Raw genomic sequence first — 26,628 nt, 5'->3', positions numbered from 1 at the left:
CCTTCCGCCGTGCATTGGGACGCGGGTGCTGCATCATTGTTTTCCTCCTTGTGCGCCGACGGCGGGGACTCCGCTGCCGGTCGGTTTGCCGGCCGCTTCTAGGCGGCCGAGTCCTGACGGGATCAGAAAGCGTGATCCCAACGCAATCACGGCATCCACGGCGAGCGCCAGCAGGGCAATGATGACCGCTCCGCCGAAGACCCGCCCGTAGTCCCCCACCGCCAGGCCGTCGATCAGGTAGCGGCCCAGCCCGCCCAGGTTGATCGTTGCCACCACGGCCGCCGTCGCCACCACCTGCAGGGTGGCCCCGCGCAGCCCGCCCAGGATCACCCGCATCCCGTTGGGAACCTCCACCCGGAACAGCACCTGCAACTCGCTCATGCCCAGGCTGCGGGCGGCGTCGACGACGGTCCGGTCCACCGAGGCGACTCCGGCGTAGGTGCCGGCCAGCAGGGGCGGGACAGCCAGGAGGACCAGTGACCAGATGGGCGGCATCAGGCCCAGCCCGGCCAGCAGGACGAACAGGGTGAGCATGCCCAGGGTGGGCAGTGCCCGCAGCAGCCCGGAGACTGCCACAACGGCCACCTGCCCGCGGCCGGTGTGCCCGATGAACAGGCCCAGCGGCACCGCGATGAGCGCGGCGATCAGCAGGGCCAGCCCGGTGTACTGCAGGTGTTCCAGGGTCCGTACCGGGATGCCGGCCGGGCCGGCCCAGTTGGCCGGATCCATCAGCCATTCCCAGCCCTGCCCGAGGGGGTTGGTGCTGGTGTAGTCGGTGCGCGGAATGCCAACCATGCCTATGCCCCCTTCAGTGCGACGTCGGGTGCGGCCGCCACCGGCGCCGGCCGGGCGCTGGGTGCCGGACCTCCGCCATCCGTGCCGCCGTTGCGGTTGGCGCGGCTCCGCCCGGCGCGGCCGGCGCGGCCGGATACACCGGCGCGGGTCCAGGGCGTGAGCAGCCGCAGCACCAGGACCAGGAGCAGGTCCATCAGGAAGGCCAGGACGAGGGTGGCGATGATCCCCACCACTATCTCGGTGAGGAAAAAGCGGCGCAGCCCGTCGGTGAAGAAGAACCCGAGGTTTTCGACGCCGATCAGGGCACCCACGCTGACCATGGAGATGTTGCTGACCGAGACCACGCGCAGCCCGGCGATGAGTACCGGAACGGACAGCGGCAGGTCCACCGTGAGGAACCGGCGCAGCGGCCGGTAGCCCATGGCCACCGCGGCCTGCCGGACGCCGTCGTCAACGGAGTCGAACGCGTCGATGCCCACCCGCAGCATCAGGGCCACGGCATAAATGGTCAGGGCCACGATGATGTTGGCGAGGTCCAGGATCCGGGTGCCCAGGATGGCCGGGAGGGTAACGAACAGGGCCAGCGACGGAATGGTGTACAGCAGCGAGCCTGCGGACAGGACGAAGCCCCGGATCTTCCGCCGGCCGCGCACCAGCTGTGCCAGGGGAAGGGCAATCAGGACGCCGAGAACCAGGGGCAGTACCGACTGGTAGAGGTGCAGCCCGCCGAGCCGGAAGACGTCGTCGGTGTGGGCCAGGAACCATTCCATCTCAGCTCCCGGTCCGCTGCAGGCGGGCTGCCTCGATCAGGGCCAGGATTTCCGTGGCCTGCACGACGCCGGTTACGCGCCCGTCCGCGTCCACGGCCACGCCCAGCCCGGACGGGGAGGACAGGGCAGCGTCCAGTGCGCGGCGCAGGCTGGTGCCGGCCGGGTAGAGGGAGCCGCCCGGCACCAGGTCCGCGGTGGTGGTGACTGCGTGGCGGCCTCCGGGCGGCACCCAGCCCAGCGGCGCGCCGTCGGCATCCACGCACAGCGCCCAGCCGCCGTCGGCCGTTACGCTCCGGTCCGCACTCCGGTCCGCCAGCCGGTCAGCGGCAATCACCTGCACCGGATGCAGGGGCACGGCGTTTCCGTCCTGGAAGGACAGGTGCCGGAAGCCGCGGTCCCTCCCTACGAAACCCGCCACGAAGTCATCGACCGGCGCCCGGAGGATCTCCTCGGGAGCGGCATACTGGGCGAGCCTGCCGCCGGTGGCGAAGACGGCCACCTTGTCCCCCAGGATGGTGGCTTCGTCAATGTCGTGGGTGACGAAGACTATGGTCTTGGACAGTTCCTGCTGCAGCCGCAGGAGCTCGTCCTGCAGCTCGGCCCGGACCACCGGGTCCACGGCGCTGAAGGGTTCATCCATCAGCAGCACCGGCGGATCCGCGGCCAGGGCACGGGCAACCCCCACGCGCTGCTGCTGGCCGCCGGAAAGCTGGGCGGGATATCTGGTCCCGAGGCTGGACGCGAGCCCGACGACGTCGAGCAGTTCCGCGGCCCGGCGCCGTGCCTCCCGCCGCGGGGTGCCGTTGAGGCGCGGCACGGTGGCCACATTGTCCAGCACGGTCCGGTGCGGCAGCAGGCCGGAGGACTGCATGACGTACCCCATGGAACGCCGCAGCTGCGCGGCCTTGACGGTGGAGATGTCCTGGCCGTCAACTTCGATGGTGCCCGACGTCGGCTCCACCATCCGGTTGATCATGCGCAGGGAGGTGGTTTTCCCGCAGCCGGACGGGCCGACGAAGACCGTAATGGAACCGCGCTCAATGTCCAGGTCCAGGTTCCGGACCGCCGGCGCAGCATCACCGTAGGTCTTGGTCACCGAACGGAACCGGATCATCGGCTGTCCGGCAGCGCTGGACCGCGTGCCGGGTTCGGTTCCTTGGCGGGTAGCGGGTTCTCGCGGCTCAGTCATGGTGCATGCCTTCCGTGGGGGCTCCGGTGTGCAGGTGCAGCTCGCGACGTGCCGTGAAGCATCACGGTATTTCACACGTGCGGCGGTAGTCCAGCGTCAAGGAGGTCCGGCGTCCAGCAGGCGCAGTCCCGTATCAACCAGTTCGGTCCGGTCCAGGGCAGGAACCTGGTCCAGCGGTATCCAGGCGGCCTCGTCCGTGCTGCCGCCTAGTTCGTGGCGCAGGGAGCCGCCGGTGAGCGTGGCCCGGTAAATGATCCGCAGGGCATGCAGCATGCGGGGTTCGCCGCGCATGCGCTTTTCCGCGGGGATGAAAATGCTGTCCACTCCCAGCAGCCCTTGGAGCCGGGCCTCGTAGCCGGTTTCCTCCCGGACCTCCCGTACTGCCGCTACCGGGGCAGTCTCACCCCGTTCCAATCCGCCGCCAGGGAGGGTCCAGCGCCGGTTGCCGTGCTGGTTCCAGTGCGCCAGGAGCAGCTGCCCGTCACGGACGATCACCGCGTACGCCCCGACGCGGACGTCAAAGTCAGCGGCCATTGCCGTTGCCTGTGCCGGCGGCGCCGCCGCCCGCGGAACCGGTGCGGAGAGAATCGGCGGAACCGTTCCCCAGCAGGTAAGCCACTCCGAAAACGGGATCGGCAGTGAGGAAGCGGATGTCCGTCAGCCCGGCTGCGGGGAGCCGGCCGGTCAGCAGTTCCTGCAGCAGCGGCTGGTGCATGCCAAGCCCGCCGCCGATCACTACGGGGCCGCCGATGTGCAGCAGACCGGCCACGTCGAGGATGAGCCCGGCCAGGTGTTCCGCGGACTCGTTGACGATCTCGATGGCCGGCTGGTTTCCTTCCAGCGCCGCCTTGAAGACCAGTCCTGCCTTCCCGGCCCAGTAGCGGCGGTCGGTGGCGCCGTGGAACAGGCCGATCAGCGCGTCGGGGTCCGCGACGCCGCATGCGCTCAGCAGGGCAAGGCTGAGGGAATCCGGCGCGAGTTCCAGGTTGCTGCGGCGGAGGGTGTGGCGGGCGGCTTCGCGGCCAATCCAGTAGCCGCTGCCCTCGTCTCCGAGGAGATAGCCCCAGCCTCCCGACCGGGCCTGCCGCCCGGAGCCGTTGATGCCCCAGGCCACGGAGCCGGTGCCGGCAATGACGGCAATGCCCTCCGAGGCTTGCCCTGCCGCGAGGATCAGCCGCGTGTCATGAATGACGTCCACGACGGCGCCGGGGACGTGCTCGGCGATGAGTGCGCGCAGGGCGGCTGCGTCCTGCGCGGTGTCCACTCCCCCGGACCCGGCGATCACCCGGCCGACGCCGTCGGTTCCCAGCGCGGCGAAAACTTCCGCAAGGCACTCCCGTGCCGTCTCCACCGGGACGTTCTGCACGTTGGCGCTGCCGGCCACGACGTCGGCTTTAACGGTGCCCCCGTGCAGGCGGATGCCGTGGGTCTTGGTACCGCCGATGTCGAGGCCGATGGTGTCGGGGCCGGCGTCGTTGGTGGCCGGAGGAGGGAATGCTTGCATTCGTCCACCCTACTTTCCCGCGGCCGCCGGGCGAACCTAGCCGGCGGTGCTCCGGCGCCGGTTCCGCCGCAGGCTCAGGACGGCCAGGGTCAGGCAGGCGGCGGTGATCAGTCCTGAGAACCAGGCCACCGAGACGTCCAGCCCCCAGATCCCGCCTGCCGCTCCGAGTCCCAGCACCGGGATGGCGCTGCCGAGGTAGGTGATGACATAGACCGTGCTGATGATCCGGGCGTGTTCGGCTGCCTCAACGGCTGCGGCCACTTCGTTGAAGACCACGCGGAACGCCATGCCCTGCCCGAAGCCGGCCATCAGGCAGGCAACGGTCAGGAGCACGAGGCTTCCGGTGGCACCGGCCACCGGAATCAACGCGATGCCGGTGCCCATGGCCGTCAGTCCGACGGGTGCCGTGTACCGCCCGCGGATCCCGGTGAGCTGGCTGACCGCAGACGCTCCGAGAGCAAGGGCGGCCAGCAGTCCGATGGCGGGCCGCCACGTGGTGCCCGCGATGGAGGAGAAGTAGGTAGGTGCCAGCGACAGGCAGAACCCGAAGGCCGCGAAGCTGAGGAACCCGGTGGTGGAGGCAATCCAGAATTGGCTGCGTGCACGGTGGGAGACTGCGGGCTTGCGCGGACGCAGCATGGCCAGCGGCCGGCCTTCCGCCAGGGAAATGGCCGGGCGGGCCTTCAGCATGCAGAGCGGAATCAGGAGCACTGCCAGGACCGCCGAGTGGATCAGGAAGGGAGTCATGGTTGGCGCGGGCAGCAGGGACAGGAGCCCGCCGATGACCGGCCCGGCCGCCACACCTCCCGCCGAAACCAGCAGGGTAAAGCGGGTGGCCCATTCCGGCCGGTGCGGCAGCAGTTCCCGCAGCGCAGCCGAACTGGCTCCGGTGGCGAGGGCAACCGAGGCGCCTTGCAGCGCCCGCCCGAGCATCAGGGTGCCGACTCCGGTGGCGGTGCCGAAGATCAATCCGCCGGCAAGGGAAACAACGGCGGCCAGTACCATTGCGGCGCGGCGGCCGATGTAGTCGGACCAGTGGCCCACCAGCAGCAGGCCGGCAACCAGGACCAGCACGTAGGACGTGAACGCCATCGTCACGCCGAAGTAGGACAGGCCCAGGGACTGGCCGAGCAGCGGATACAGCGGGGTTGCGAGGTTGGCGCCGATCAACAGCGTGCTCATTACGGCCAGCGTCAGGAGCAGCCGGGGGCGGATGGCCGCGTCCCACTCCTTCCGCCTGGTGCGGGCGGCGGGCTGCATGCGCAGCTCACTGAGCACTGTCACGGGGCACTTCCATCCTATTTGTAGCTAATGCCTCTACAGGATGAAGTGTCTCGGAGCAGGGTAGGCACATTAGAGTGTTCTTTTGAGCGAATTGTTCAATATCGTTACGAGCAGCTGACAGGAGATGCGCGAGATGGCCAATCTGGACCCGCTGGACCGCAGGCTGCTGCTGGAACTGGTGCGCGATCCCCGGGCACAGATCAGCGACCTGAGCGAGCGGCTCGGTGTGGCCCGCAACACCGCCCAGGCCCACGTCCGGCACCTTCTGCGGGCCGGGGTCATCCGCCGGTCGGGGCGCGACGTCGATCTGACGCAGTTGGGCTATGACGTGCAGGCATTCGTCACCATCGAGGTGAACCACCGTGAACTCGACGGCGTCATCTCCGGTCTCCGCACCCTCCCCCAGGTTTTGGAAGTGCATGAGATCTCCGGCCGCGGTGACGTGTGGTGCCGGTTGACCGCAACGGATACCCAGCAGCTGCAGCAGGCCCTGCGCTCCGTCCTTCGGATCAAGGGCGTGATCCGTACGGAAACGGTCCTGGCCCTGCATGAGCACATCCCGTACCGCACCGAACCGCTGCTGGAAAAACTGGTCCCGCCGGCCCCCTGAGTCCGGCGGCTGCCGCTGCTATCGATCAGCGGCACGAAGCAGTTGCTGTGCTGCTTCGAGCCGGATCCCGGCATTCCGTGTCCGGCTTCTGCCGTTCGCGGCGCGGGCACCGGACACGAGGGTCAGTACGACGCCGGCCGCCCTGGCATTCAGCGCGGCCGGGTCCGCCGCGTCCTCGAAGACCCGGCGGAAATCGGCCAGTGCCCGTCCGAGCTGCGGGCGTGTTGGATTGGCTGCCGCCAGGACGGCCAGGTGCCCCAGCAGGCAGGCCAGATCGTCGACCCGGCGGCCGGGGCCCAGACCGTCAATGTCCAGCAGCCCGGTGACCCTGCCCCCGCTGAGCAGCAGGTTTCCCTCATGGAAGTCGCCGTGGACCGGCACCAGGGGTCCGGCCGGGGCCGATTCCACCACGCCGCGGATGCGCCGCGCCAGTTCGAAGATACTGTTTTGCTCCCCGGGAAGGACTGCGGCGGCGGCTGCGGCATAATCCTCGGCCCGGTCGGCCCAGGAACGGCGCATCGGCAGGTCCAGCGCACCGGACGGCAACGCCTCCAGCAGGTCCAGCAGGGCTTCGGGCCGCACCGCGGCTTCGGTATCCTCAACCAGCAGCCGGAAGAGGGAGGTGCCGGGCAGCGGGCTGAGGATGACCGCCTCACGGTCCGGGCCGGAAGCGCCGGGCAGGAGCCGCGGAGCCGGCACGCCGCTGCCCTCGAGGAGCCGGTGGCGCCGGCGCAGGGCAGGCAGTTGCTCCCGCGGGAGGAGCTTCAGATAAGCGGCTTCGTCAAAGTGCTGCGCCCGGATTACTGCCCGTCTCAGCGGCCGGTAGGCAACGAGCGATAACCTCGCCGGTTCGCCGGTACCAAACACGTCCCTCGCCACGGCATCGGCGTCGGTGGCCCAGGGCAGGGACCTAAGTACGGGGTCATGCGGGTGGAACCACAGGCGCAGGTCCAGCCCGGCAATCCGTGCCGTGGCGACCTCGGGTCCGGCGGGTGCGGCGGCGACGTCCCCTGTCGTGGCACCGAGGTGCAGGGTCAGGGCGTCATCTTCTGCCGGTCCCGGCCCCGTCCGGCGGCACTGCACCCGGTAAAGGGCCGAGACAGCTCCTCCCGGCCGGTGGTGGCTCCGCAGGTGTTCCCAGCGTTGAAGCGCCAGCCCGTGGGACCGAAGCAGGTCCTGCAGGGGTCCCCGCATCGCCGGGCCCGCCAGGACGGCGACAGCTTCCGCGGCCCGTCCGCGGCCGGGCCTGGACTCGACTGGCACGGCGGCGGGTGCCGTGGCCTGCGTCTCGGCGCCTAGGCCCGCCGGCGCGACAGGACGTCGTCGAGGTTGATCTTGCCGGTTTCCGGGCGCGCCTGCTGCGCCTGCGCGGTGGCGGGAGCGGGTGTGGAGGCGGGACGCAGCGGTGTCTTGGTCAGGGGCCGGGGGGTTTCAGGAAGGACGATCGGTTCGGGCGCCGGTCGCTCTGCCTTGGGCGCATCTACGTAAATGGGTTTCGGGAGTTCTACGGGCTGCCACGGCGTGGTGCTGGGCTTGGCCGGGGGCTGGACGGGGGCTGCAGCCACCTTCAGGGCCTCCGTGCGCAGTTCCTCGGCAGTAACGCGGGCAGGGGGCGCTGTGCTTTCGTCAGGTACGGCAGCGGACTCGCGGTCAAACAGAACGGTTTCGGGCTGCGGCTCAGTTTCCGGTGCCGCGGGTGCCTGCACGTCGTCGGGCTCCGCGGCGGCCCGGTTCTGCATATAGCGGGGCTCCGGGCCCATGGCGGCACGGAAAGCGTCTTCCACCCGACGCCTGCGGTCCCGCAGGGCGAGCGAGCGGAGCATCGCAACCACCGCGGCCACGACTGCCAGGCCGGCTACGGGAAGGAACCATGACACGGAGGTGAAGGCTGCCAGCAGTGTGCCGACCACAACGGCGAGGATGCCAAGAAGGCCGCTGGCCGCCAGGACGGTCCGGCCGGTGCGGATCCGGAAAGCGGGTCCCGGCTGCTCCGGGCGAACGTCCGGCTGCTCCTGGCTCTGGAACTGTGCTGCCCCGCCCCCGCTGGGTGTAGTGCTGATGTTGTTCATGATGATCCCCTGGGACCCCTTGTCCGGTGAGGCGGGCGGGCGGATGGTGTTGGCGGCTGGACGGTCGGCGGTAACTGCCGCCCGTGCCGTAGACGGTGCTGCTGTCTGTGTTGTTGCCTGTGGTGCTGCCTGTGGTGCTGCTGTCTGTGCGATTGTCTCGGCCGCGGAAGTAGCTGGACGACGGAGGAAATACGGACCTACCCAAACCAGCCACAGTGCAACGGCCAGTGCCAGCACGAGTGAGCTGTTCAGTGACCCGGTCAGTGACCCGATCAGTGAGCTGTTAAGAGGGAAGTCCACACTTACGACCGTAGAAGCTCCGGGCGCCCGGCACGTGCATTACGTCCGGTGTGTCGGCGTGTCTGCTGTGAAAGTTGTTGCCTAACGTGCCCGGCGGGACTTCCAGCGGTTCAACAGGCCCTCGGGCACCTCCTCCGCGGTGAGCGCAAAGCTCCGGTGGTCGGCCCATTTTCCGTCGATATGCAGGTAGCGCTCGCGCAGTCCCTCGTCCCGGAATCCGAGCTTTTCAACCACCCGGAGACTCGGTCCGTTCTCCGGCCGGATGTTGATTTCCATCCGGTGCAGGGCCAGGGCCTGGAAACAGTGGTCCGTTGCCAGCGCCACCGCCGTGGGCACAATTCCGAGCCCTGCCCTTGCCTGGTCCACCCAGTATCCGAGGGTCGCCATGCGCGCCGACCCCCACACGATGGTGGACACGGTCAGCTGCCCCACAATTGCCGGCGGCCGCGCAGGATCCTGCCGCTCGGTAATGAGGAACGGCAGGGCAGATTCCTGCCGTGCCTGGCGGTTGAGGCTGCGCACCATGTCGCCGTAGGTCGGCGGTTCGCCGCCCGGGACGGGATTGCTGGCCTCCCACGGCCCTACCCAGCGGGCGTTCCGGGAACGGACCTCCGTCCATTCCCGCCGGTCCCGGTGCCGGATGGGCCGGAGAATGACATCGTCACTCTCCAGCGTCACCGGCCATGAAGCCCGCATGGGGGGAATTAATCTTCGAGCGTGCCGGTGAAATCCTTCAGCCAGTCCCGCAGGGCCGGGCCGAGGTCTTCACGTTCGGAGGCCAGGGACACCACTGCCTTGAGGTAGCTCAGCTTGTCACCGGTGTCGTAGCGGCGGCCGCGGAAGACCACACCGTAGACCCCGGCCCCTTCGCCGTCGGCTGCGGCCAGCGTCTGCAGCGCGTCCGTCAGCTGGATTTCGCCGCCGCGGCCGGGGCCGGTTTCTTCGAGCACTCCGAAGACCGAGGGGTGCAGCACGTAGCGGCCGATCACGGCGAGGTTGGAAGGTGCGTCGTCGACGTCGGGCTTCTCGACGAGTTTGTTGACCCGGACGTAGTCCTCGCCCTCGACAACGGAGATGTCGGCACAGCCGTAGGCACTGATCTGTTCCGGATCAACCTCGATCAGGGCAATGACTGAGCCGCCCGTCTTTGCCTGGACCTCGACCATCTTGCCCAGCAGCTCATCGCGGGCGTCGATCAGGTCATCGCCCAGCAGGACGGCAAAGGGCTCGTCGCCGATATGCAGCTTGGCACGCAGCACCGCGTGGCCCAGGCCCTTGGGATCGCCCTGGCGGAGGTAATGGATTTCGCCGAGCTCGGAGGCCGCCCGCACCATCGCAAGCTTCTCGTGGTCGCCCTTGTCTTCCAGCGTCTTCTCGATGAAGGGGACACGGTCGAAGTGGTCCTCGAGGGAGCGCTTGTTCCGCCCCGTGATCATCAGGATGTCCGGCATGCCTGCATTAACGGCTTCTTCAACCACGTACTGAATCGCTGGCTTGTCCACCACCGGAAGCATTTCCTTCGGCATCGCCTTGGTAGCTGGGAGGAAGCGGGTACCCAGACCGGCTGCGGGGATTACGGCTTTGGTTATGGAGGGGCGTGACGTCGTCATAGTCGTAAGCGTACCTAAGAGGTCTTTGATTGCACCAAATAGGCACGCTTATAGACAATGGGGGCTATGTGTGCGCGTGCAAAGGACCAGGCCCGAAAGGACTTCCTGCGGCTGCGGCGGGAGTTGACCGCGGAGGACAGGGCCGAAGCCGTCCAGGGGCTGGCCCGCGTCGGACTACAAGGGGTTCAGCAGCGGGTACCCCGCGGCGGAACGGTGGCCGGCTATCTCTCCGTGGGGACCGAACCCGGCATGGGCGCGCTGCTCCCGGGTCTGGTAATGGCCGGGTACCGTGTGGTGGTTCCGGTGTGTGAACCCGAATGGCAGCTGTCGTGGTGCGACTGGACACCGGAGACAGAGCTGGTGCCCGGACTGCATGGCTCCCTGCTGGAACCGGCCGGACAACGCTACGCCGCCTCCGACCTGCCGGAGCTGGGCCTTGTCCTTGTTCCCGCGCTGGCCGCCGATTCCGCGGGCGGACGGATGGGCAAGGGCGGCGGCTACTATGACCGGTTCCTGGCCAGGCTGCGGGCGGACGGCAATCCTGCCGCTGCCGTCGCTGTGGTGTTCGAGCACGAATACGTCCCCGTCGGCAACTTCGAAACCACTCCCCTGGACGCGCCCGTGGACGCCGTGCTTACCCCCGAAGCTTGGCGGGCGGTGCCGTCGGAGCACATGTATACTTAGCACTCAAGGCTTGAGAGTGCCAGCTTTGAGAGTGCCCCAAGGAGGATTACCAGAGTGCCCACGTATGCCTACGCCTGCAAGGATTGCTCCCATTCGTTCGATATCCAGCAGTCCTTCAGTGAAGACTCCCTGACGGTCTGCCCCGAGTGCGGCGGCCGCCTGCGCAAGAAGTTCAACAGCGTCGGAGTCGTCTTCAAGGGCTCCGGTTTCTACCGCACCGATTCACGCGACGCTGCCTCCACGGTTCCTGCTGCCCCCGCCAAGACCGAGAGCTCCGCGGCACCGGCAACAACTTCCGGCAGCGGGACGTCCGCGCCTGCAGCCACCGCGAACTCAGGCGGCGCACAGTCCTAAGCCGTGCCGCCGGGCTTATGGCCCGCCGTCGCAGTTTCCCCTTCAGACCTGCGGACCGGCGTTTTACCGGCCCGGGTTAACGTCGCACCCACTTTCCCTCCACACCGCCCCTTCCCACCGGGCGGCCCACGTGCGGGCTAAGGCCTGCGAAGCGCCGCCCCGGTTGCGCAGCGCCTGCGGCTAGCGTCGTGCCATGCCTTTTCGCCGCCTCTCAGCCAAGGTGTCCCCCGCCACCGCTGCCTACCGGGGACAGCCGTCAGTGTCCGGCAGTTCGTTCTCGAGGATGCGCCGCTTTATTGTCCGCCACCGCCGCCTCCTGGCTGCCCTGGCGTGCTGCGCTGCCGTCGGGTCTGCGGTCGAAGCGCTGGTACCGGCGGCGGCGGAACGGACGACGATCGTGAGTGCCTCCCGGGATTTGCCGGCCGGTACGGTGCTGGAATCCGGAACGCTGGAAACAGTACGCCTACCGGCTGAAGCCGTCCCTCCGGGTGCCCATGGACAGCCGGACGCACTGGTGGGCCGGCGGCTCGCTACGCCGCTGTTGCGCGGCAGCCCGGTCACGGACATTTCCCTGGCCGGCCCCGGTCTGCTGGCCGGTGCCCCGCCCGGTTCCGTGGCCGTGCCGCTGCGCCCGGCCGACCCCTCCGTCCTCGATCTGCTGGGGCCCGGACAACTCGTCAACGTTATTGCGGGTGCCGAAGCGGCGTGGACGGGCGGGGAACCGGGACAGACCGCGGAGGGCGGCAGCAGCGCGGTGGTGCTGGCCTCCTCGGTACCGGTGCTGTGGGTGTCCGGCGGAGAGCCCACAGGAGTCGGCTGGCCGGGCAACGGCGGCGGTGAGGGCCTGGTGGTGGTGGCTGCGGATCGGGAGAACGCAGCCCGCCTCACGGCGGCTTCCGGGAACGACGGGATCTACCTTGTCCTGACGGACGGCTAGCCGTACTGGGACAGGATTTTAGTTACACCGCGGCGCTAGTGCTCTACCTCCATAGCCGCGGGATGCCGCCTACCCCCAGTGCGGAGGACGCTGCTCCCGCAGCCAGGACTCGCTGTCTTCCGTGCTGTCGCCCCACGCCCGGGGGTCATCTTCCTTGGCGATGATGGGCAACAGCCCGGCAGGCCCGCCGGTCCCGGGCGAAACGGCCCGGCGGTTTCCGCGCCTACGGGTGCCGTGCGTGGGGCCGTGTGTGGTGCCGCCATCCGGGGTGCCGTGCGTGCTGCCGTCCGTGGACGGATGTTCCCCCGCTGCTGGGACCTTGCCGGTCCCCTTGGCCGCGGCTGCCGTTTCGCGGCTCCGCTCGGCCGCGGCGGTCTCCTCCGCCGCGGCCTTCCCGGGAACGGGTTCCTCAGTCATCGCTCACTCTCCTGCTGCGTCGTCCGGGACGGATCCCGACCTCCGTTCGCGCATCCGGCTGCTTCCGTGCGGAGTCACGGTTACCCGCGGAGCCGGGCCGGCAGCCTCATCCGTTTCCGTCTCTGCGGTATCCGTGCTGCGGGGAACGGGCTTCTGCCCCACAGGAGGATCCGGCAGCTCGAGGAAGCGGCTCACGAGGTCGGCGCAGGCGGACGGGTCGCTGAACACCTCGATGGTCCACAGCGGCATATAGCGCCAGCCACGCCGCTCAAGCAGCTGCGGCCGGAGCCGGCTGCGTTCACGGACGGACATGGCACGGTACCGTTCGGTGCCGTCGGACTCGATGGCCAGCGGGGCCGGCGTGCCGGTCGGACCGGCCGAGTGGGGAGCCGCAGCGACAATGTCGATCGCACCGTCGTAGTGGTCCCAGACCTTGGCGCCGCGTTCCCGCAGGCGGCCCACCAGATCCGCGACCAGCGGATCCTCCTCCATGATGCCTCCGGCAGCGGGGATTTCCTCCCTGGCGGCTTCCGGATCGAGCTCCCGCTTGATGAGCTCGTAGAAGTCAAGGGCGCCGTAGCCCAGGCGAGTGCGGTCCAGGTCTGCCGGCTGGAAGCAGGTCAGCACATGCTGCTTGTAACGTGCCCGGGTCATGGCCGTAACGAATTTCTTGCGTCCGTCCGGTGCCGACAACGGGCCGAAGTTATGCAGGGCACGCCCGTGCGGGGTGCGCCCGAACCCGAGGGAGAAGATCACGCAGTCCCGGACCATGCCCACGGCACGGTCCACCGGCACTACCCGGAAGGACTCGGACTTCGCCGTGAAGAAGTCCGCGGCCCAGGGGAAGTTGGCCATCTGGACGCGAATGGCCTCGGCTACCCGCACGGCGTGGCGCGGGCTGGCGGTGATGACGCCGAGGGACTGGTGCGGGCGGCGGCGGATGTGTTCGAAGACCAGGTCAACCACGCGGTTGACCTCAGCTGCGACACTTTCCACGCCCTCATGGTCTGCGCTGGGCATACCGGTTCCGTCCGGCAGGTACTCCACGGAGAGTGCGCGGTGGCCGGTGGTGACCTCGTCTGCACTCGGGACCATGGAAAGGCGCCCGCCGTAGAAGGACTCGCTGAGCTGGCGCAGCAGTGCCTTGTCGGTGCCGCGGTAAACGGTGGACAGGCAGCGTGTAGGCAGGACGCGTTCAAGCGCCTCGAAGGCGCTGAGCAGCTCAACATGCTGCTGTGCTGAACCGGCCGGTTCAACACCGATGGTGAACGGTCGCGGTCCGCCCAGGCAGCTGTCACCGAAGGCAACAACCTGCGAGGCACGGGCCAGCGCCGGGACTGCGGACTGCAGGCTGGTGGACTCGGCATCGAGGAGGACCACGGTGTCGAAGCGGCGGTGTTCGGGCAGTACCATCGGCAGCACCAGGGGGCTCGCAGCCCACACCGGCAGCAGCGAGGACACGAGTTCCTCGGACTGCAGGCTCAGGCTCTCCAAGGACAACTCGCCGTCCTTAAGCAGCTCGCGCAGGTCTTCCGCAGCACCCTTCGCGGCCTGAACGCCTGAGCGCCAGCGCGAAGCCAGGCTCCAGCGCAGCCGGGCTGCACCCGAGGCAATGTGGGCGTTGTCCGCCAGCCGGTACTCCGCTTCCAGGCGGCGCAGGCTGTTGCCGTCGGACATGGCAAGGTAATCGTCGCCGCTGATCATGGCTTCGAGGGCGGACTGCCACCATGCCAGTTCCAGCTCGTAGCCCACGTGGCGGGGCTGGACCTCGCGTGCGCTCAGGTCATCCAGCAGTTCACCCAGGCCCTGGGCCCGCATCTCGTCGAGCAGCAGGGTCCGTTCGGGCAGCGTTTCGAGGGTTTCCCGGTCCCCCGCCAGCTGGCTGAGCTGCTTCTCGAGTTCATCGAGCTGCAGGGATGCCAGGTCGGGGTGGAGCGGCGTCTCGGCCAGGATGCCGGTCAGGGTATCCAGCTGGCGCTTGACCAGCAGGTAGGAACGGTTGATCTCGGCCAGGCCGGTGGGCACCGAGGGGTGACGCTGGGTGGTGGCGTAACGGGTCCAGACGGCACGCTGCTGCTGGACCTCGGCCAGGGAGGCGTGCAGGTCGGAAATATGCACACCGGGCCGGACGTATTCCTTGGCCACGCGCCGCAGGCGGGAACGGGTCATGGAACTCATATCGATGCCGCGCTCCCGCCGCCAGGAAGAAGACGCGGTTGCCGAGATCAGGTCAGTCACCGGGCGGTCGAAAATGTCCGGGGTGAACTTGTCCAGGCTTTCCCGCACGGCCACCAGCAGTTCCAGCTGTTCACCCCACTGGGCGAATGTTTCGCCGAGGCGGATTTCGGAGTGCTCGGCCACGTCCTGGACCTTGGCGCGCAGCGCAGGCAGGTCCGCCGCAAGGGTCTGGGTCAGCGCGTAGGCTTCTTCCGTTTCCTTGCGGTTGAGCAGCTTGGCTCCGTACCACGGGCTGGTGGTTGCTGCCCGGCTGAAGCTGCCGAGTTCGGCGGCCCGGCGCAGGCGGCCGGAGAGTTCGGTGCGGTCGGTGATGCTGTCCAGGACGCTCCGCTTGAGCCGGACCGTGGTGGCCGGCGCCGGGTTCATGGAGGTCAGCTCGGCCAGGGACTGCATGGCCTGGTAGGGCGAGCACCCCCAGCGGCGGCGGACGTTGTGCAGCGACTTCACATGGTCGCGGAGCTGGTGGCGGTTTTCGAGCAGGACCTTGTGCAGGCTGTCCAGTTCGGGGGCCTGCGCCTTTTCGTTGCGCACGATGGCGCGGACCAGCTGGTCCTTCAACTGCTGCTGCGTGAGGCCGGCGTTGGCCTGCAGGACCAGGGAGCCCAGTTGCATCGCGTCCAGCTCGGAGACGAACTGGTTCAGGGTGCTGCGACGTTCCGCCACTACCAGGACGGACTTGCCGGCGTTGGCCAGCGCGGCAACCGCGTTGAGCGCCGTCTGGGTCTGGCCCGTACCGGCCGGAGCGGAGACTACCAGCGACTGGCCCGCGTTGATCAGGTCCAGGACTTCCTGCTGCTGACGGTCGGCGTCGAGGATGAGCAGTTCATCCGCGGGATCCCGCTCGTCCAGTGCCGGCAGGTCCAGCGGCTCGGGGATGGCCGGATTGGCAGACCCGTCCCGGGCAGCGTCGATCAGTGCGCGGAGGATCGGATGCGCCGGGTCCAGCGCCGGATCCTCGGACAGGTCGGACAGGTCGGCGAAGGTGGAAACCAGCAGCCGGTGTTCAATGTTGATTCCACGGACGCTGCCGGTGACGGCGCGGAGCTTTTCCAGCACGGGGTGGGGATCAAAGCGGGCGGTGCCGTAGGCGAGGCGGGTGAGCGCGTCGACGTCGATGTCCAGGCCCTGCTCATGCTGCAGGTGGCGGACCAAAGCGGGGTTCAGCGCCGCCTTTTCGGTCAGCTGCAGCTCATAGTCATCCTGTGAGGCGTGGACCGTCAGCGCAACGGGCGTGAGCAGCACGGGAGCCGTCAGGGACTCCGGGCGCAGCGCTTCATCGGAGGCGTAGCGCCAGGATGCGGTACCCGCGGCCATATAGCCGACGTCGATGCCGCGGTCGGTGCCCAGCTCGTAGATCTTTGCGCGCAGCAGGCGCCCGGCCTTCATGGCGGCGCCGTACTGGTCCGGGTCCCGCAGCAGGGTCGACAGGCGGGTACGCCGGCCGGCGAGCAGCTGGGCCAGGCCGGACGGGTGCGCGTGCGTCAGGTCGATGCTGTTGGCGGCGGACGGCGTGAAATGGAGCAGTGTGTCCGTTCCGGCGTGCTGTCCCAATTGTCCCAGCCACGGCAGCAGGAAGTCCGAGGGATTCTCCCCGGTATTCTGCTCAGACACTAGTGCCCTCTTTTCTGCACTTCCGCGCGTTCTCGACCAAATTGGCATACCTTCAAAACTATCGCGTCGGGGAAGGTTTCCCGAACATAGCAACGCGGGGGACAAAACCGAGGACGGCCGAAACGGCCGTCCTCGGTCCCCTTTACGCTATTCCCACTCGATTGTTCCCGGCGGCTTGCTGGTTACGTCCAGCACCACGCGGTTGATTCCGTCCACCTCGTTGGTGATGCGGTTCGAAATCCGGGCCAGCAAATCGTACGGAAGCCGTGACCAATCAGCTGTCATCGCGTCTTCGCTCGAGACCGGACGCAGCACGATGGGGTGTCCGTAGGTACGGCCGTCGCCCTGGACGCCGACGCTGCGGACATCGGCCAGGAGCACTACCGGCATCTGCCACACTTCGTCGTCGAGGCCTGCACTGGTCAGTTCGGCGCGGGCGATGGCGTCCGCGCGGCGCAGCAGTTCCAGCCGCTCGTGGGTAACTTCGCCGACGATGCGGATGCCCAGCCCGGGGCCGGGGAAGGGCTGGCGGCCGACGATCTCGGCCGGCAGGCCGAGCTCGGCGCCGACCGCACGGACCTCGTCCTTGAAGAGCGCCCGCAGGGGTTCCACCAGTTCGAACTTCATGTCCTCCGGCAGGCCGCCCACGTTGTGGTGGCTCTTGATGTTGGCTGCGCCTTCACCGCCGCCGGACTCGACGACGTCCGGGTACAGGGTGCCCTGCACCAGGAAGCGGATCGGCTCGCCCTCGGCTTCGGCCTTGGCCATGATGGCCCGCTCGGCTTCTTCGAAGGCGCGGATGAACTCGCGGCCGATGATCTTGCGCTTGGTCTCGGGATCGGAGACCCCGGCCAGGGCGCTCAGGAAGCGTTCCTGCTCGTTGGCGACGTAGAGGTTGACGCCGGTGGCTGCCACGAAATCGCGTTCAACCTGCTCTGCTTCGCCTTCGCGGAGGAGCCCGTGGTCAACGAAGACGCAGGTCAGCTGGTCCCCCACGGCCCGCTGCACCAGGGCGGCAGCCACGGCGGAGTCGACGCCGCCGGACAGGCCGCAGATCACGCGGGCGTTGCCTACCTGGGCACGGATGCGTGCAACCTGCTCTTCGACGATGTTGCCGGTGGTCCAGCTGCGTTCGAGCTTGGCGCCCTTGAAGAGGAAGTTTTCCAGGACGGCCTGGCCGTGCGCGGAATGCTTGACCTCGGGGTGCCACTGCACGCCGTAAAGGCCTTTTGCCTCGTTGGCGAAGGCAGCGACGGGTGCGCCGGCGGTGCTGGCCAGGACGTCGAAGCCCTCGGGTGCTTCCTGCACGCTGTCGCCGTGGCTCATCCAGGTGTTCTGCTCGTCCGGGGTGCCTTCCAGGATGGACCGGGCGCCGCCGACGACGCGTGCGTCGGTGGAACCGTACTCGCGCAGCCCCGTCTTGGCGACCTTGCCGCCCATGGCCGCCGCCATCGCCTGGAAGCCGTAGCAGATGCCGAAGACCGGAACACCGGATTCGAACAGCTCTGCATCAACCTTGGGGGCGCCTTCGGCGTACACGCTGGAGGGTCCGCCGGAGAGAATAATGGCAGCTGGGTTCTTCGCGAGCAGCTGCTCGGTGCTGTAGGTGTGGGGAACCACCTCGGAGTAGACATCGGCTTCGCGCACCCGGCGGGCAATCAGCTGGGCGTACTGCGCTCCGTAGTCCACAACGAGGACGGGCCGCTCTTCAATGGGGTCTGTCGCGGGATTAGTCACGTTTCAAGGATAGTCGGCCCGCCCCCGGCCATGCACACCGGGCCAGGGTCCGCCGGCGGCGCGCAGCCGGCGGACCTCTCCCCTAGTAGCGCTTGGCCGCTTCAGGATGCGCTTCGAGCTCCGCCAGGACCTGTTTGTGGATCCGTCCCTCGACCACAAAGGAGAGGAACGGCACAACGCCGCCGAGCGCAATCAGGATGAACTTGGAGAACGGCCAGCGCATCAGCTGCCACAGCCGGAAGTCAGAGAGCAGGTAGACCACGTACATCCAGCCGTGCAGGATGAGCACGCCGATGGAGAGGTTGACGCTGCCGACGATGATCTCCGTGTCGAAGCCGTACTTGGCGATCATCTCCACGACGAGGGCGAGCAGCAGCACACCGGTCACATAGGAAAAGACCTTGTAGAACTTCAGGGCCGAACGAATCTGGGCGTGGGTACCGCCGAACCGGCGCTTCTTTTTCCTGGGTGCCTTGGCGGTGCTTGCGGATTCGCTCACTTGGTTACCTCGTTGCTGGGATGGTCGTTGTCGGGTTCGGTTGCGTCGGTGGACTCGTCGTCGTACTCGTCCTCATATTCGTCGTCCTCGAGGCTGCGGTTGTGCTCGTCGGCTACCAGGCGCCACCACAGGAAGACGGAGAAGCCGGCGAAGACGATCCACTCCAGTGCGTAGAAAATGTTGAGCCAGTTGACCGGGGTTTCCTCTGGCTGGGCACTCACGTCCACGGTTTCCATGCTGCCTGCGTCGACCGGGGCGCCGTCGACGGTGATTTCCGTAGCCGTGACGAACGCCGAGTAGGCGGGCGCGTCCCAGAGGTTGATCAGTTCGGCGGTGGAAAGCGCGGTAACCCGTCCGTCCTCGGGGGTCGCGGGCAGCGGTGCCTCGGAAGGCAGCAGGCGCCCGACGACGGCGGCCTCGCCGGCCGGTGGCTCCGTGACGTCTTCCGGGTCGGAGACCCAGCCGCGGACCACCGGGATGAATTCGCCCGCGGGTGCGCCGTCGACGTTGAAGGCAGTAACCGCCCAGTAGCCCATGTCGCCGTCCTGGAGCCGCTCCTTCACGAGGACGGACCGGTCCGGATCGAAGGACCCCGTGAAGGACACCATCTGGTCCGCTTCGGTTTCGTACATCGGCTTACCCGGGGTGAAGGCCTCGGTCAGCGGCCGGACGTCCTCGGTGGCGCGGGGCTCGCCGGACTCCTCCGATTCGGCACTGGAAAACTGCCATTGGCTCAACAGCACAAAGACCGTCGAGATGACCAGGGCAAAAAGCAGGCCGGCGATCCAACGCGGCTGCAGGGCAGTTTTGAGCACTCGTTAACGGTACTTCGTCAAGCTGTAGAAAACCCAATGCCGGTGTGCGGCCGCTCAGTGGTCAAAACTCAGTGGTCGAAAAAGACCAGGGACGAATTGATCAGCTCGGCGATGACCTCTGCGTCATTGGCCCGGCGCAGGGAATCACGGAAGGAGGGCCGGAACAGGGACCGGGCCAGGGTGGCAAGGACTTCCAGGTGCTGGGAGAAGGAGGCCGCCGGCGTGGCAATGAGCAGGACCACTGTCGCCGGCCCGTCGGCTGCTCCGAAATCGACGCTGTGGCCGTAGCGGGTGATGCCTACTGCGATGGAGGTTTCGCGAACGTATTGGCTGCGGGCGTGCGGGAGACCGATCCCGCCCGGCAGGCCGGTGGCCATTTGGTGCTCCCTGGCGCTGACCTGTTCGAGGAACCCCTCGAGATTGCTGATCCTGCCGGAACGGTACAACCGCTCGGCCAGCTGCGCGGCGGCATCGTATCTGTCTGCCGCCTCCATACCGAGGATCACCAGCCCGGGTTCGGTCAGCACCGCCCCGGCTTCGTTAAGGGTGAGTTCTTCATTCCGCGGTGGTTCCCAGGGGTGTTCAGCGTTCGGTGACAGGTGTTCGTTCAAGGGGCTTTTCTGCATTTCCGTTGGTCCGTGCTGCCGCACTAGATGCGCGGTGCTATGTCCTCGGCCGCCAGGCGGGCGGCGTCGGCACTCTTGTCATCCGGTTGTTCCTGGCTGCGGCGTTCGGCGTCGACCCGAGCAAGGTAGTGGGCAACTTCGCTTTCCACGCGTTCGAGGTCCCAGCCCAGCAGCGGCGCCATCAGTTCGGCCACCACCGGTGCGGCCGAGACGCCCCGGTCAAAGGTTTCAATCGAGATGCGGGTCCGCCGGGCGAGGACGTCCTCGACGTGCCGGGCGCCTTCATGGGTGGTGGCGTACACGACTTCCGCGCGCAGGTAGTCGTCGGCGCCGGGCAGCGGTTCCGCGAGGGACGGGTCCGCCTTGATGATCTCGAGCAGGTCCTCGCTCATGGAGCCGTAACGGTTGAGCAGATGCTCCACCCGCACCACGTGCACCCCGTACTCGTCCGCGGTGCGGTGCCGGCGGTTCCATGCCGCCTTGTAGCCCACGGCGCCCAGGAGGGGAATGGTGGAGGTGCAGCTCTCGGGAACCTTCTCATCCAGCGCCCGGGCCGCCTCATCCACGGCATCCTTGGCCATCACCCGGTAAGTGGTCCATTTGCCGCCCGCAACCACCACGAGTCCCGGTACCGGGTGGGCCACCACGTGTTCGCGCGAAAGTTTGGCAGTGGAATCGTTTTCCCCGGCGAGCAGCGGCCGCAGTCCCGCATAGACACCCTCAACGTCCTCGCGGGTCAGCGGCGTCTTCAGCACCAGGTTCACATGCTCGAGAATGTAGTCGATGTCCGCCGAGGTGGCCGCCGGGTGGGCCTTGTCCAGGTTCCAGTCGGTGTCGGTGGTGCCGATGATCCAGTGCCGCCCCCACGGGATCACGAAGAGTACGGATTTTTCCGTCCGCAGGATCATGCCGACCGTGGACTGGATCCGGTCCTTGGGAACCACGAGGTGGACGCCCTTGGAGGCGCGGACCTTCAGCTGCCCGCGGTCGGTCACCATGGCCTGGGTTTCATCGGTCCACACGCCCGTGGCATTGACCACCTGGCTTGCGGCGATGTCGAACTCGTTGCCGGTTTCCTGTTCGCGGACGCGGGCCCCGACCACGCGTTCGCCCTCGCGCAGGAAGTCGACGACGGCGAGCCGGTTCACCACTGCGGCACCGTAATGCGCTGCTGTGCGGACCATGTTGGCCACGTACCGGGCGTCATCCACCTGGCCGTCGTAGTACCGGATGGCACCCACCATGGCGTCATCCTTCAGGCTCGGGGCCATCCGCAGTGTCTGGCTCCGGGTCAGGTGCTTCTGCCTGGGCACCCCGCGGGAGTTTCCCGACGTCATGCCCATGGTGTCGTACAGGAAAATGCCGGCGCCCACATACGGCCGCTCGACGAACCGCTTCGTCAGCGGATACAGGAACGCCACGGGCTTCACCAGGTGCGGAGCAATCCGCTGCAGCAGCAGCCCGCGTTCCTTCAGTGCTTCCTGGACCAACGCGAAATCGAGCATCTCCAGGTAGCGCAGGCCGCCGTGGATCAGCTTGGAGGAACGCGACGACGTTCCCGACGCCCAGTCCCGGGCCTCCACCATGCCGACCTTCAACCCGCGCGTCACCGCGTCCAGCGCCGCGCCCGCCCCGACTACGCCGCCGCCGACGATCAGGATGTCCAGCTCATTGCCCGGGGCGGTGGTCGCCCGGAGCTTATCCATGGCATCTATGCGGTACTCGGGGCTCAGGGCGTCTGCAGTCATGGTCCAGGTTCCTCTCTAGGGTCCTGCCGTAGCTGCGTCCACTCTATGGGCTGGGCGCCGGTATTTACAGGTTGTACTGGTAGGGCGACACCAGCACTTCAATGCGCTGGAACGCCTTCAGGTCCGAGTAGCCGGTGGTGGCCATTGCCCGGCGCAGCGCACCCATGAGGTTGGAGGTGCCGTTGGCGTGGTGGGACGGCCCCCAAAGGACCTCCTTCAGCGGTCCCACGGTGTCCAGCCGGACCCTGTCGCCGCGCGGCAGCTCGCTGTGGTGTGCTTCCTGTCCCCAGTGCCAGCCCTGGCCGGGCGCCTCTTCGGCACGGGCCAGCGCGGAACCGAGCATCACGGCGTCGGCACCCATGGCGAAGGCCTTGATGATGTCGCCGCTGGTACCCATGCCGCCGTCGGCGATTACGTGCACGTAGCGTCCGCCGGACTCGTCCATGTAGTCCCGGCGGGCCTCGGCGATGTCGGAGATGGCGGTGGCCATGGGGGCGTGGATGCCAAGCGCACGGCGGGTGGTAGTGGTCGCGCCGCCGCCGAACCCTACGAGCACGCCGGCCGCGCCGGTGCGCATCAGGTGCAGGGCCGGGGTGTAGCCGGCGGCCCCGCCGACGATCACCGGAACATCGAGTTCGTAGATGAACTGCTTCAGGTTCAGCGGTTCCACGGTCTTGGACACGTGCTCGGCCGAAACGGTGGTGCCGCGGATGACGAAGACGTCGACGCCGGCGGCGAGGACGGTCTTGTAGAACTCCTGGGTGCGCTGCGGGGTGAGCGAACCGGCAACCGTCACGCCGGCGTCGCGCATTTCGGCCAGGCGGGAGCTGATCAGTTCGGCCTGGATCGGTGCGTTGTAGATTTCCTGCAGGCGGCGGGTGGCTGCAGGATTGAAATTGTCGCTGCCGAGGGCCGCGATTTCGTCCAGCAGCGGTTCCGGATTCTCGTACCGGGTCCACAGCCCCTCGAGGTTCAGCACACCGAGTCCGCCGAGCCTGCCCAGGGCAATGGCAGACGCCGGAGACATCACCGAGTCCATCGGGGCGCCGATGACCGGCATCTCGAACTGGTAGGCATCGATCTGCCAGTTGATGGACACATCCTGGGGGTCGCGGGTGCGCCGCGAGGGCACAATCGCTACGTCATCCAGGGAGTAGGCTCTGCGCCCATGCTTGCCACGGCCAATTTCTATCTCGTTACTCACGTTCCCTAGGTTATCCCAGTGCGCGGCGTCGGCCCGAAAGTCCCCGCTACCGGACGGCCGCCGAAAGTACAGATAACGGGCCTGCCGCCGCCGCATAGACCCGTCAGCTGTACTTTCAATGCCGAAAACGCAGGGTCCTTAAACCCCGAAGGGCAGCCCCGCTGCGCAGTACGCAGGGGCTGCCCTTCGGCGGCTAAGCCGGGTTAGCGGCGTCCGTAGTTCGGCGCTTCAGCCGTCATCATGATGTCGTGCGGGTGGGATTCCTTCAGCCCGGCCGGGGTGATCCGGACGAACTTACCCTTGGCCTTCAGCTCTTCAATGGTGCGTGCACCCGTGTAGAACATGGTCTGGCGCAGGCCGCCGACCAGCTGGTGGGCCACGGCGGAAAGCGGTCCGCGGTAGGGCACCTGGCCTTCAATGCCTTCCGGAATCAGCTTCTCGTCGCTGGGGACGTCGGCCTGGAAGTACCGGTCCTTCGAGTAGGACGTGTTCTTGCCCCGGGACTGCATGGCCCCGAGCGAGCCCATGCCGCGGTAGGACTTGAACTGCTTGCCGTTGACGAAGACCAGGTCGCCCGGGCTTTCCGCGGAGCCGGCCAGCAGGCCGCCAAGCATTACGGTGTCGGCCCCGGCCACGATTGCCTTGCCGATGTCGCCCGAGTACTGCAGGCCGCCGTCGGCGATCAGCGGGACGCCCGCCGGGATGGCTGCCTTGGAGGCTTCGTAGATGGCGGTGATCTGCGGGACGCCCACACCGGCAACCACGCGGGTGGTGCAGATGGAACCCGGCCCCACGCCTACCTTGATGGCGTCGGCGCCGGCGTCGATCAGGGCCTGGGCGCCTTCGCGGGTGGCTGCCTGGCCGCCGATGATGTCCACGTGCGCAGCTGCCGGGTCCTTCTTGAGGCGGGCAATCATTTCCAGCACGCCTGCACTGTGGCCGTTGGCGGTGTCCACCACGAGAATGTCGACGCCGGCCTCGACCATGGACATGGCCCGCTCGTAGCCGTCGCCGAAGAAGCCGATGGCAGCACCGACGCGCAGGCGGCCCTCGTCATCCTTGGTGGCCAGCGGGTACTGCTCGGCCTTGTCGAAGTCCTTGACGGTGATCAGGCCCTGCAGCTTGCCGGCGTCATCCACCAGGGGAAGCTTCTCGATCCGGTTCTTGCCCAGCAGCTCCATTGTTTCCGCGGCGCTGATGCCCACCCGGCCGGTGATGAGCGGCATGCGGGTCATGACCTCTTCGACCTTGCGGCTCGGGTAGTCGGCACGCGGAATGAAGCGGGTGTCGCGGTTGGTGACAATGCCCAGCAGGGTGTTTTCGGCATCCACCACCGGCAGGCCCGAAACGCGGAAATGCGCGCAGAGGTCGTCGAGTTCCTGCAGGGTGGCGTCGGGGGAAATCGTCACCGGGTTGGTGATCATGCCGGATTCGCTGCGCTTGACCCGGTCAACGTGCTCCGCCTGGTCCGCAATGGAAAGGTTCCGGTGGATCACGCCGAGGCCGCCCTGCCGGGCCATGGCGATGGCCATGCGGGATTCGGTCACAGTATCCATCGCGGCCGAGAGCAGCGGTGTCTGCACGGTGATGCGCTTGGACAGCCGGGAGCTGGTGTCGGCTTCAGAGGGAATGACATCCGTCGGGCCGGGCAGCAGGAGGACGTCGTCGTAGGTCAGGCCGACGAAGCCGAACGGATCGTGTTCTGGGTACTGCTGACTCAAAGCTGCGCCTCTTTCGGGGATGAGAGGAAGGAAAAGGCCCGATTTAGCCTGTACCTATCGTAAAACGAAAGCGGGCCCGCCCCTATTCCTCCCCGAGGGTATCTACCGCCTGTGAGGGATGCCACGGCCAATAGCAAAGGCCCCGCTCCCGGAAACTGGTTCCGGGAGCGGGGCCTGGGCCGATTTCCGCACGCACGGCGCGGATCAGGGCTGATTAGTGCTGGTGACCGTGGTCGTTGTCCTCTTCGGCCGGCTTCTCCACCACGAGGGCTTCGGTGGTGAGCACCAGCGAAGCGATCGAGGCGGCGTTGCGCAGGGCCGAGCGGGTGACCTTGACCGGGTCGATGATGCCGGCGGCAATGAGGTCTTCGTACTCGCCGGTGACGGCATTGAAGCCGTTGTTGACTTCCAGCTCACCGACCTTGGCGACGACGACCATGCCTTCGGAACCGGCATTCTCGGCGATCCAGCGCAGCGGCTGTGCCAGTGCACGGCGGACCAGGCCGACGGCGGTGGCGGCGTCGCCTTCCAGCTTCGTCACCTCCGGATCGGTGTCCAGTGCGCGGGCAGCGTGGACCAGTGCGGACCCGCCGCCGGCCACAATGCCTTCTTCCAGGGCAGCGCGGGTGGAGGAAACAGCATCTTCGATGCGGTGCTTCTTTTCCTTCAGCTCCACCTCGGTGGCTGCGCCGACGCGGATGACGCCGATGCCGCCGGACAGCTTGGCGAGGCGCTCCTGCAGCTTCTCGCGGTCCCAGTCCGAATCGGTGCGCTCGATCTCGGCACGGATCTGTGCCACGCGGTCGGCGACGTCGGCTTCTGAGCCGGTGCCGTCAACAATCGTGGTGTTGTCCTTGGTGACCGTGATGCGGCGGGCGGAGCCCAGCACCTCAAGGCCAACCTGGTCCAGCTTCAGGCCGAGGTCGGGGCTGACCACCTGGGCGCCGGTGAGGGTCGCGATGTCCTGCATCATGGCCTTGCGGCGGTCGCCGAAGCCCGGAGCCTTGACGGCGACGACGTTCAGGGTGCCGCGGATCTTGTTGACCACCAGGGTGGACAGGGCTTCCCCGTCTACGTCTTCGGCAATGATGAACAGCGGCTTGGAGGTCTGCAGAGCCTTTTCCAGCAGCGGCAGGAACTCGGCGACGGAGGAGATCTTGCCGGAGTTGATCAGGATCAGCGCGTCTTCGAGGACGGCTTCCTGGCGCTCCGGGTCGGTCACGAAGTACGGCGAGAGGTAGCCCTTGTCGAACTGCATGCCCTCGGTGATGGCCAGTTCGGTCTGCGTCGAGGAGGACTCCTCGATCGTGATCACGCCGTCCTTGCCGACGGTGTCGAAGGCCTGGGCCAGCAGCTCGCCGATCTCGGTGCTCTGCGCGGAGATGGCCGCAACGTGCGCAACCTGGTTGCCTTCAACTTCCTTGGCGTTCTCCAGCAGGCGCTTGGCGACGGCGTCAACGGACACCTCGATGCCGCGCTTGAGCTGCCCGGGGGCGGCACCGGCGGCAACGTTGCGCAGGCCTTCCTTGACCAGGGCCTGTGCCAGCACGGTTGCCGTGGTGGTGCCGTCGCCGGCAACATCATTGGTCTTGGTGGCTACTTCCTTGGCCAGCTGTGCGCCGAGGTTCTCGTAGGGGTCTTCCAGCTCAACTTCACGGGCGATCGTCACGCCGTCGTTGGTGATGGTGGGAGCACCCCAGTTCTTGGCCAGGACGACGTTGCGGCCGCGCGGGCCGAGGGTCACCTTGACCGTATTGGCGAGCTTATCGACGCCGGCTTCCAGCGAGCGACGGGCGGAGTCATTGAACTCCAACTGCTTTGCCATGTGTGTGTCCTTTCCGACAACTACATCTGCACCTACATCAGAAAACCCCGGCCAGAATCGTGGCCGGGGTTTTCCAGGGGA

24 protein-coding genes are annotated in these 26,628 nt (G+C 67.5%); 4 read left to right on the top strand and 20 right to left on the bottom strand.

The window, feature by feature from the left end:
• Positions 1 to 33: 33 nt before the first annotated feature.
• The 6 genes from NNX38_RS05370 to NNX38_RS05345 form a co-directional block, all read right to left on the bottom strand.
• A complete protein-coding gene (locus tag NNX38_RS05370; protein ID WP_229949870.1) occupies positions 34 to 795 on the bottom strand; it encodes an ABC transporter permease in 762 nt (253 codons plus the stop codon).
• Positions 796 to 797: 2 nt separating this feature from the next.
• The gene (locus tag NNX38_RS05365) at positions 798 to 1,565 is read right to left on the bottom strand and encodes an ABC transporter permease (RefSeq protein ID WP_255797072.1); all 768 of its coding nucleotides are present in this window, start codon (positions 1,563 to 1,565) and stop codon (positions 798 to 800) included.
• A 1-nt stretch (position 1,566) separates the two neighbouring features.
• Positions 1,567 to 2,679 carry an ABC transporter ATP-binding protein gene (locus NNX38_RS05360; RefSeq protein ID WP_255797214.1) on the bottom strand — a complete coding sequence of 371 codons (1,113 nt, stop codon included), beginning with the start codon at positions 2,677 to 2,679 and terminating at the stop codon, positions 1,567 to 1,569.
• Between the two features lie 171 nt (positions 2,680 to 2,850).
• Positions 2,851 to 3,288, bottom strand: a complete 438-nt coding sequence (locus NNX38_RS05355) for an NUDIX hydrolase (protein ID WP_255797071.1) — start codon at positions 3,286 to 3,288, stop codon at positions 2,851 to 2,853.
• Positions 3,278 to 4,258 carry an N-acetylglucosamine kinase gene (locus NNX38_RS05350; RefSeq protein ID WP_255797070.1) on the bottom strand — a complete coding sequence of 327 codons (981 nt, stop codon included), beginning with the start codon at positions 4,256 to 4,258 and terminating at the stop codon, positions 3,278 to 3,280. The genes NNX38_RS05355 and NNX38_RS05350 overlap by 11 nt, the downstream gene beginning before the upstream one ends.
• Before the next feature lie 36 nt (positions 4,259 to 4,294).
• Positions 4,295 to 5,542: an MFS transporter gene (locus tag NNX38_RS05345; RefSeq protein ID WP_255797069.1), complete on the bottom strand. Its 1,248-nt coding sequence runs from the start codon at positions 5,540 to 5,542 to the stop codon at positions 4,295 to 4,297.
• A gap of 133 nt (positions 5,543 to 5,675) precedes the next feature.
• Between NNX38_RS05345 and NNX38_RS05340 the strand changes: the two genes are divergently transcribed.
• Complete coding sequence (locus NNX38_RS05340) at positions 5,676 to 6,152, top strand: Lrp/AsnC family transcriptional regulator (protein WP_229949877.1); 477 nt, start codon at positions 5,676 to 5,678, stop codon at positions 6,150 to 6,152.
• Between the two features lie 18 nt (positions 6,153 to 6,170).
• On the opposite strand, the gene NNX38_RS05335 is transcribed toward NNX38_RS05340, so the two are convergent.
• From NNX38_RS05335 to galU, 4 genes are all read right to left on the bottom strand, one after another.
• A complete protein-coding gene (locus tag NNX38_RS05335) occupies positions 6,171 to 7,415 on the bottom strand; it encodes a phosphotransferase (protein WP_255797068.1) in 1,245 nt (414 codons plus the stop codon).
• 32 nt (positions 7,416 to 7,447) lie between these two features.
• Complete coding sequence (locus NNX38_RS05330) at positions 7,448 to 8,521, bottom strand: hypothetical protein (protein WP_255797067.1); 1,074 nt, start codon at positions 8,519 to 8,521, stop codon at positions 7,448 to 7,450.
• An 81-nt stretch (positions 8,522 to 8,602) separates the two neighbouring features.
• Positions 8,603 to 9,217 (bottom strand): GNAT family N-acetyltransferase, encoded by a 615-nt coding sequence (locus NNX38_RS05325; protein ID WP_255797066.1) that lies wholly within the window; start codon positions 9,215 to 9,217, stop codon positions 8,603 to 8,605.
• A gap of 8 nt (positions 9,218 to 9,225) precedes the next feature.
• Positions 9,226 to 10,131 carry a UTP--glucose-1-phosphate uridylyltransferase GalU gene (galU, locus tag NNX38_RS05320; protein WP_255797065.1) on the bottom strand — a complete coding sequence of 302 codons (906 nt, stop codon included), beginning with the start codon at positions 10,129 to 10,131 and terminating at the stop codon, positions 9,226 to 9,228.
• 66 nt (positions 10,132 to 10,197) lie between these two features.
• Between galU and NNX38_RS05315 the strand changes: the two genes are divergently transcribed.
• The 3 genes from NNX38_RS05315 (at position 10,198) to NNX38_RS05305 (ending at position 12,106) form a co-directional block, all read left to right on the top strand.
• The gene (locus NNX38_RS05315; RefSeq protein WP_255797064.1) at positions 10,198 to 10,815 is read left to right on the top strand and encodes a 5-formyltetrahydrofolate cyclo-ligase; all 618 of its coding nucleotides are present in this window, start codon (positions 10,198 to 10,200) and stop codon (positions 10,813 to 10,815) included.
• A gap of 54 nt (positions 10,816 to 10,869) precedes the next feature.
• On the top strand, positions 10,870 to 11,169 hold the full coding sequence (locus NNX38_RS05310; protein ID WP_255797063.1) for an FmdB family zinc ribbon protein: 300 nt from the start codon (positions 10,870 to 10,872) through the stop codon (positions 11,167 to 11,169).
• Positions 11,170 to 11,362: 193 nt separating this feature from the next.
• The gene (locus tag NNX38_RS05305) at positions 11,363 to 12,106 is read left to right on the top strand and encodes a Flp pilus assembly protein CpaB (RefSeq protein ID WP_255797062.1); all 744 of its coding nucleotides are present in this window, start codon (positions 11,363 to 11,365) and stop codon (positions 12,104 to 12,106) included.
• Between the two features lie 69 nt (positions 12,107 to 12,175).
• Here NNX38_RS05305 and NNX38_RS16890 read toward each other — a convergent pair whose 3' ends face one another.
• The 10 genes from NNX38_RS16890 to groL all read right to left on the bottom strand — a co-directional run bounded on the left by NNX38_RS16890 (position 12,176) and on the right by groL (position 26,547).
• Positions 12,176 to 12,523 carry a hypothetical protein gene (locus NNX38_RS16890; RefSeq protein WP_370646371.1) on the bottom strand — a complete coding sequence of 116 codons (348 nt, stop codon included), beginning with the start codon at positions 12,521 to 12,523 and terminating at the stop codon, positions 12,176 to 12,178.
• 3 nt (positions 12,524 to 12,526) lie between these two features.
• A complete protein-coding gene (locus tag NNX38_RS05300) occupies positions 12,527 to 16,372 on the bottom strand; it encodes a DUF4011 domain-containing protein (protein WP_370646370.1) in 3,846 nt (1,281 codons plus the stop codon).
• A gap of 147 nt (positions 16,373 to 16,519) precedes the next feature.
• Positions 16,520 to 18,109, bottom strand: a complete 1,590-nt coding sequence (gene guaA, locus NNX38_RS05295) for a glutamine-hydrolyzing GMP synthase (RefSeq protein WP_255797061.1) — start codon at positions 18,107 to 18,109, stop codon at positions 16,520 to 16,522.
• Between the two features lie 82 nt (positions 18,110 to 18,191).
• Complete coding sequence (locus NNX38_RS05290) at positions 18,192 to 18,608, bottom strand: DUF3817 domain-containing protein (protein WP_227918609.1); 417 nt, start codon at positions 18,606 to 18,608, stop codon at positions 18,192 to 18,194.
• Complete coding sequence (locus NNX38_RS05285; RefSeq protein WP_255797060.1) at positions 18,605 to 19,423, bottom strand: SURF1 family protein; 819 nt, start codon at positions 19,421 to 19,423, stop codon at positions 18,605 to 18,607. Before NNX38_RS05285 ends, NNX38_RS05290 begins: the two co-directional genes overlap by 4 nt.
• A gap of 68 nt (positions 19,424 to 19,491) precedes the next feature.
• On the bottom strand, positions 19,492 to 19,950 hold the full coding sequence (locus NNX38_RS05280) for a PTS sugar transporter subunit IIA (RefSeq protein WP_255797213.1): 459 nt from the start codon (positions 19,948 to 19,950) through the stop codon (positions 19,492 to 19,494).
• 122 nt (positions 19,951 to 20,072) lie between these two features.
• On the bottom strand, positions 20,073 to 21,797 hold the full coding sequence (locus NNX38_RS05275; RefSeq protein ID WP_255797059.1) for a glycerol-3-phosphate dehydrogenase/oxidase: 1,725 nt from the start codon (positions 21,795 to 21,797) through the stop codon (positions 20,073 to 20,075).
• Between the two features lie 64 nt (positions 21,798 to 21,861).
• Positions 21,862 to 23,001 (bottom strand): GuaB3 family IMP dehydrogenase-related protein, encoded by a 1,140-nt coding sequence (locus NNX38_RS05270; RefSeq protein ID WP_255797058.1) that lies wholly within the window; start codon positions 22,999 to 23,001, stop codon positions 21,862 to 21,864.
• A gap of 203 nt (positions 23,002 to 23,204) precedes the next feature.
• Positions 23,205 to 24,722, bottom strand: a complete 1,518-nt coding sequence (gene guaB / locus NNX38_RS05265; protein ID WP_230021053.1) for an IMP dehydrogenase — start codon at positions 24,720 to 24,722, stop codon at positions 23,205 to 23,207.
• Positions 24,723 to 24,936: 214 nt separating this feature from the next.
• Positions 24,937 to 26,547, bottom strand: a complete 1,611-nt coding sequence (groL, locus tag NNX38_RS05260) for a chaperonin GroEL (RefSeq protein ID WP_255797057.1) — start codon at positions 26,545 to 26,547, stop codon at positions 24,937 to 24,939.
• Between the last annotated feature and the right edge of the window lie 81 nt (positions 26,548 to 26,628).

This window comes from Arthrobacter sp. zg-Y238 (assembly GCF_024385525.1).
Taxonomy (GTDB): Bacteria; Actinomycetota; Actinomycetes; order Actinomycetales; family Micrococcaceae; genus Arthrobacter_B; species Arthrobacter_B jinronghuae.
The sequence above is the reverse complement of the archived record's forward strand: the minus strand, read 5'-3'. Positions and strand labels throughout refer to the sequence as shown.

Coding starts and splice junctions, on each gene's coding strand:
- NNX38_RS05325 (WP_255797066.1), bottom strand. CDS start 9,217: ATGCGGGCTTCATGGCCGGTGACGCTGGAGAGTGACGATGTCATTCTC.
- NNX38_RS05370 (WP_229949870.1), bottom strand. CDS start 795: ATGGTTGGCATTCCGCGCACCGACTACACCAGCACCAACCCCCTCGGG.
- NNX38_RS05275 (WP_255797059.1), bottom strand. CDS start 21,797: ATGACTGCAGACGCCCTGAGCCCCGAGTACCGCATAGATGCCATGGAT.
- NNX38_RS16890 (WP_370646371.1), bottom strand. CDS start 12,523: ATGACTGAGGAACCCGTTCCCGGGAAGGCCGCGGCGGAGGAGACCGCC.
- NNX38_RS05340 (WP_229949877.1), top strand. CDS start 5,676: ATGGCCAATCTGGACCCGCTGGACCGCAGGCTGCTGCTGGAACTGGTG.
- NNX38_RS05360 (WP_255797214.1), bottom strand. CDS start 2,679: ATGATCCGGTTCCGTTCGGTGACCAAGACCTACGGTGATGCTGCGCCG.
- NNX38_RS05355 (WP_255797071.1), bottom strand. CDS start 3,288: ATGGCCGCTGACTTTGACGTCCGCGTCGGGGCGTACGCGGTGATCGTC.
- galU (WP_255797065.1), bottom strand. CDS start 10,131: ATGACGACGTCACGCCCCTCCATAACCAAAGCCGTAATCCCCGCAGCC.
- NNX38_RS05305 (WP_255797062.1), top strand. CDS start 11,363: ATGCCTTTTCGCCGCCTCTCAGCCAAGGTGTCCCCCGCCACCGCTGCC.
- NNX38_RS05365 (WP_255797072.1), bottom strand. CDS start 1,565: ATGGAATGGTTCCTGGCCCACACCGACGACGTCTTCCGGCTCGGCGGG.
- NNX38_RS05350 (WP_255797070.1), bottom strand. CDS start 4,258: ATGCAAGCATTCCCTCCTCCGGCCACCAACGACGCCGGCCCCGACACC.
- groL (WP_255797057.1), bottom strand. CDS start 26,547: ATGGCAAAGCAGTTGGAGTTCAATGACTCCGCCCGTCGCTCGCTGGAA.
- NNX38_RS05315 (WP_255797064.1), top strand. CDS start 10,198: ATGTGTGCGCGTGCAAAGGACCAGGCCCGAAAGGACTTCCTGCGGCTG.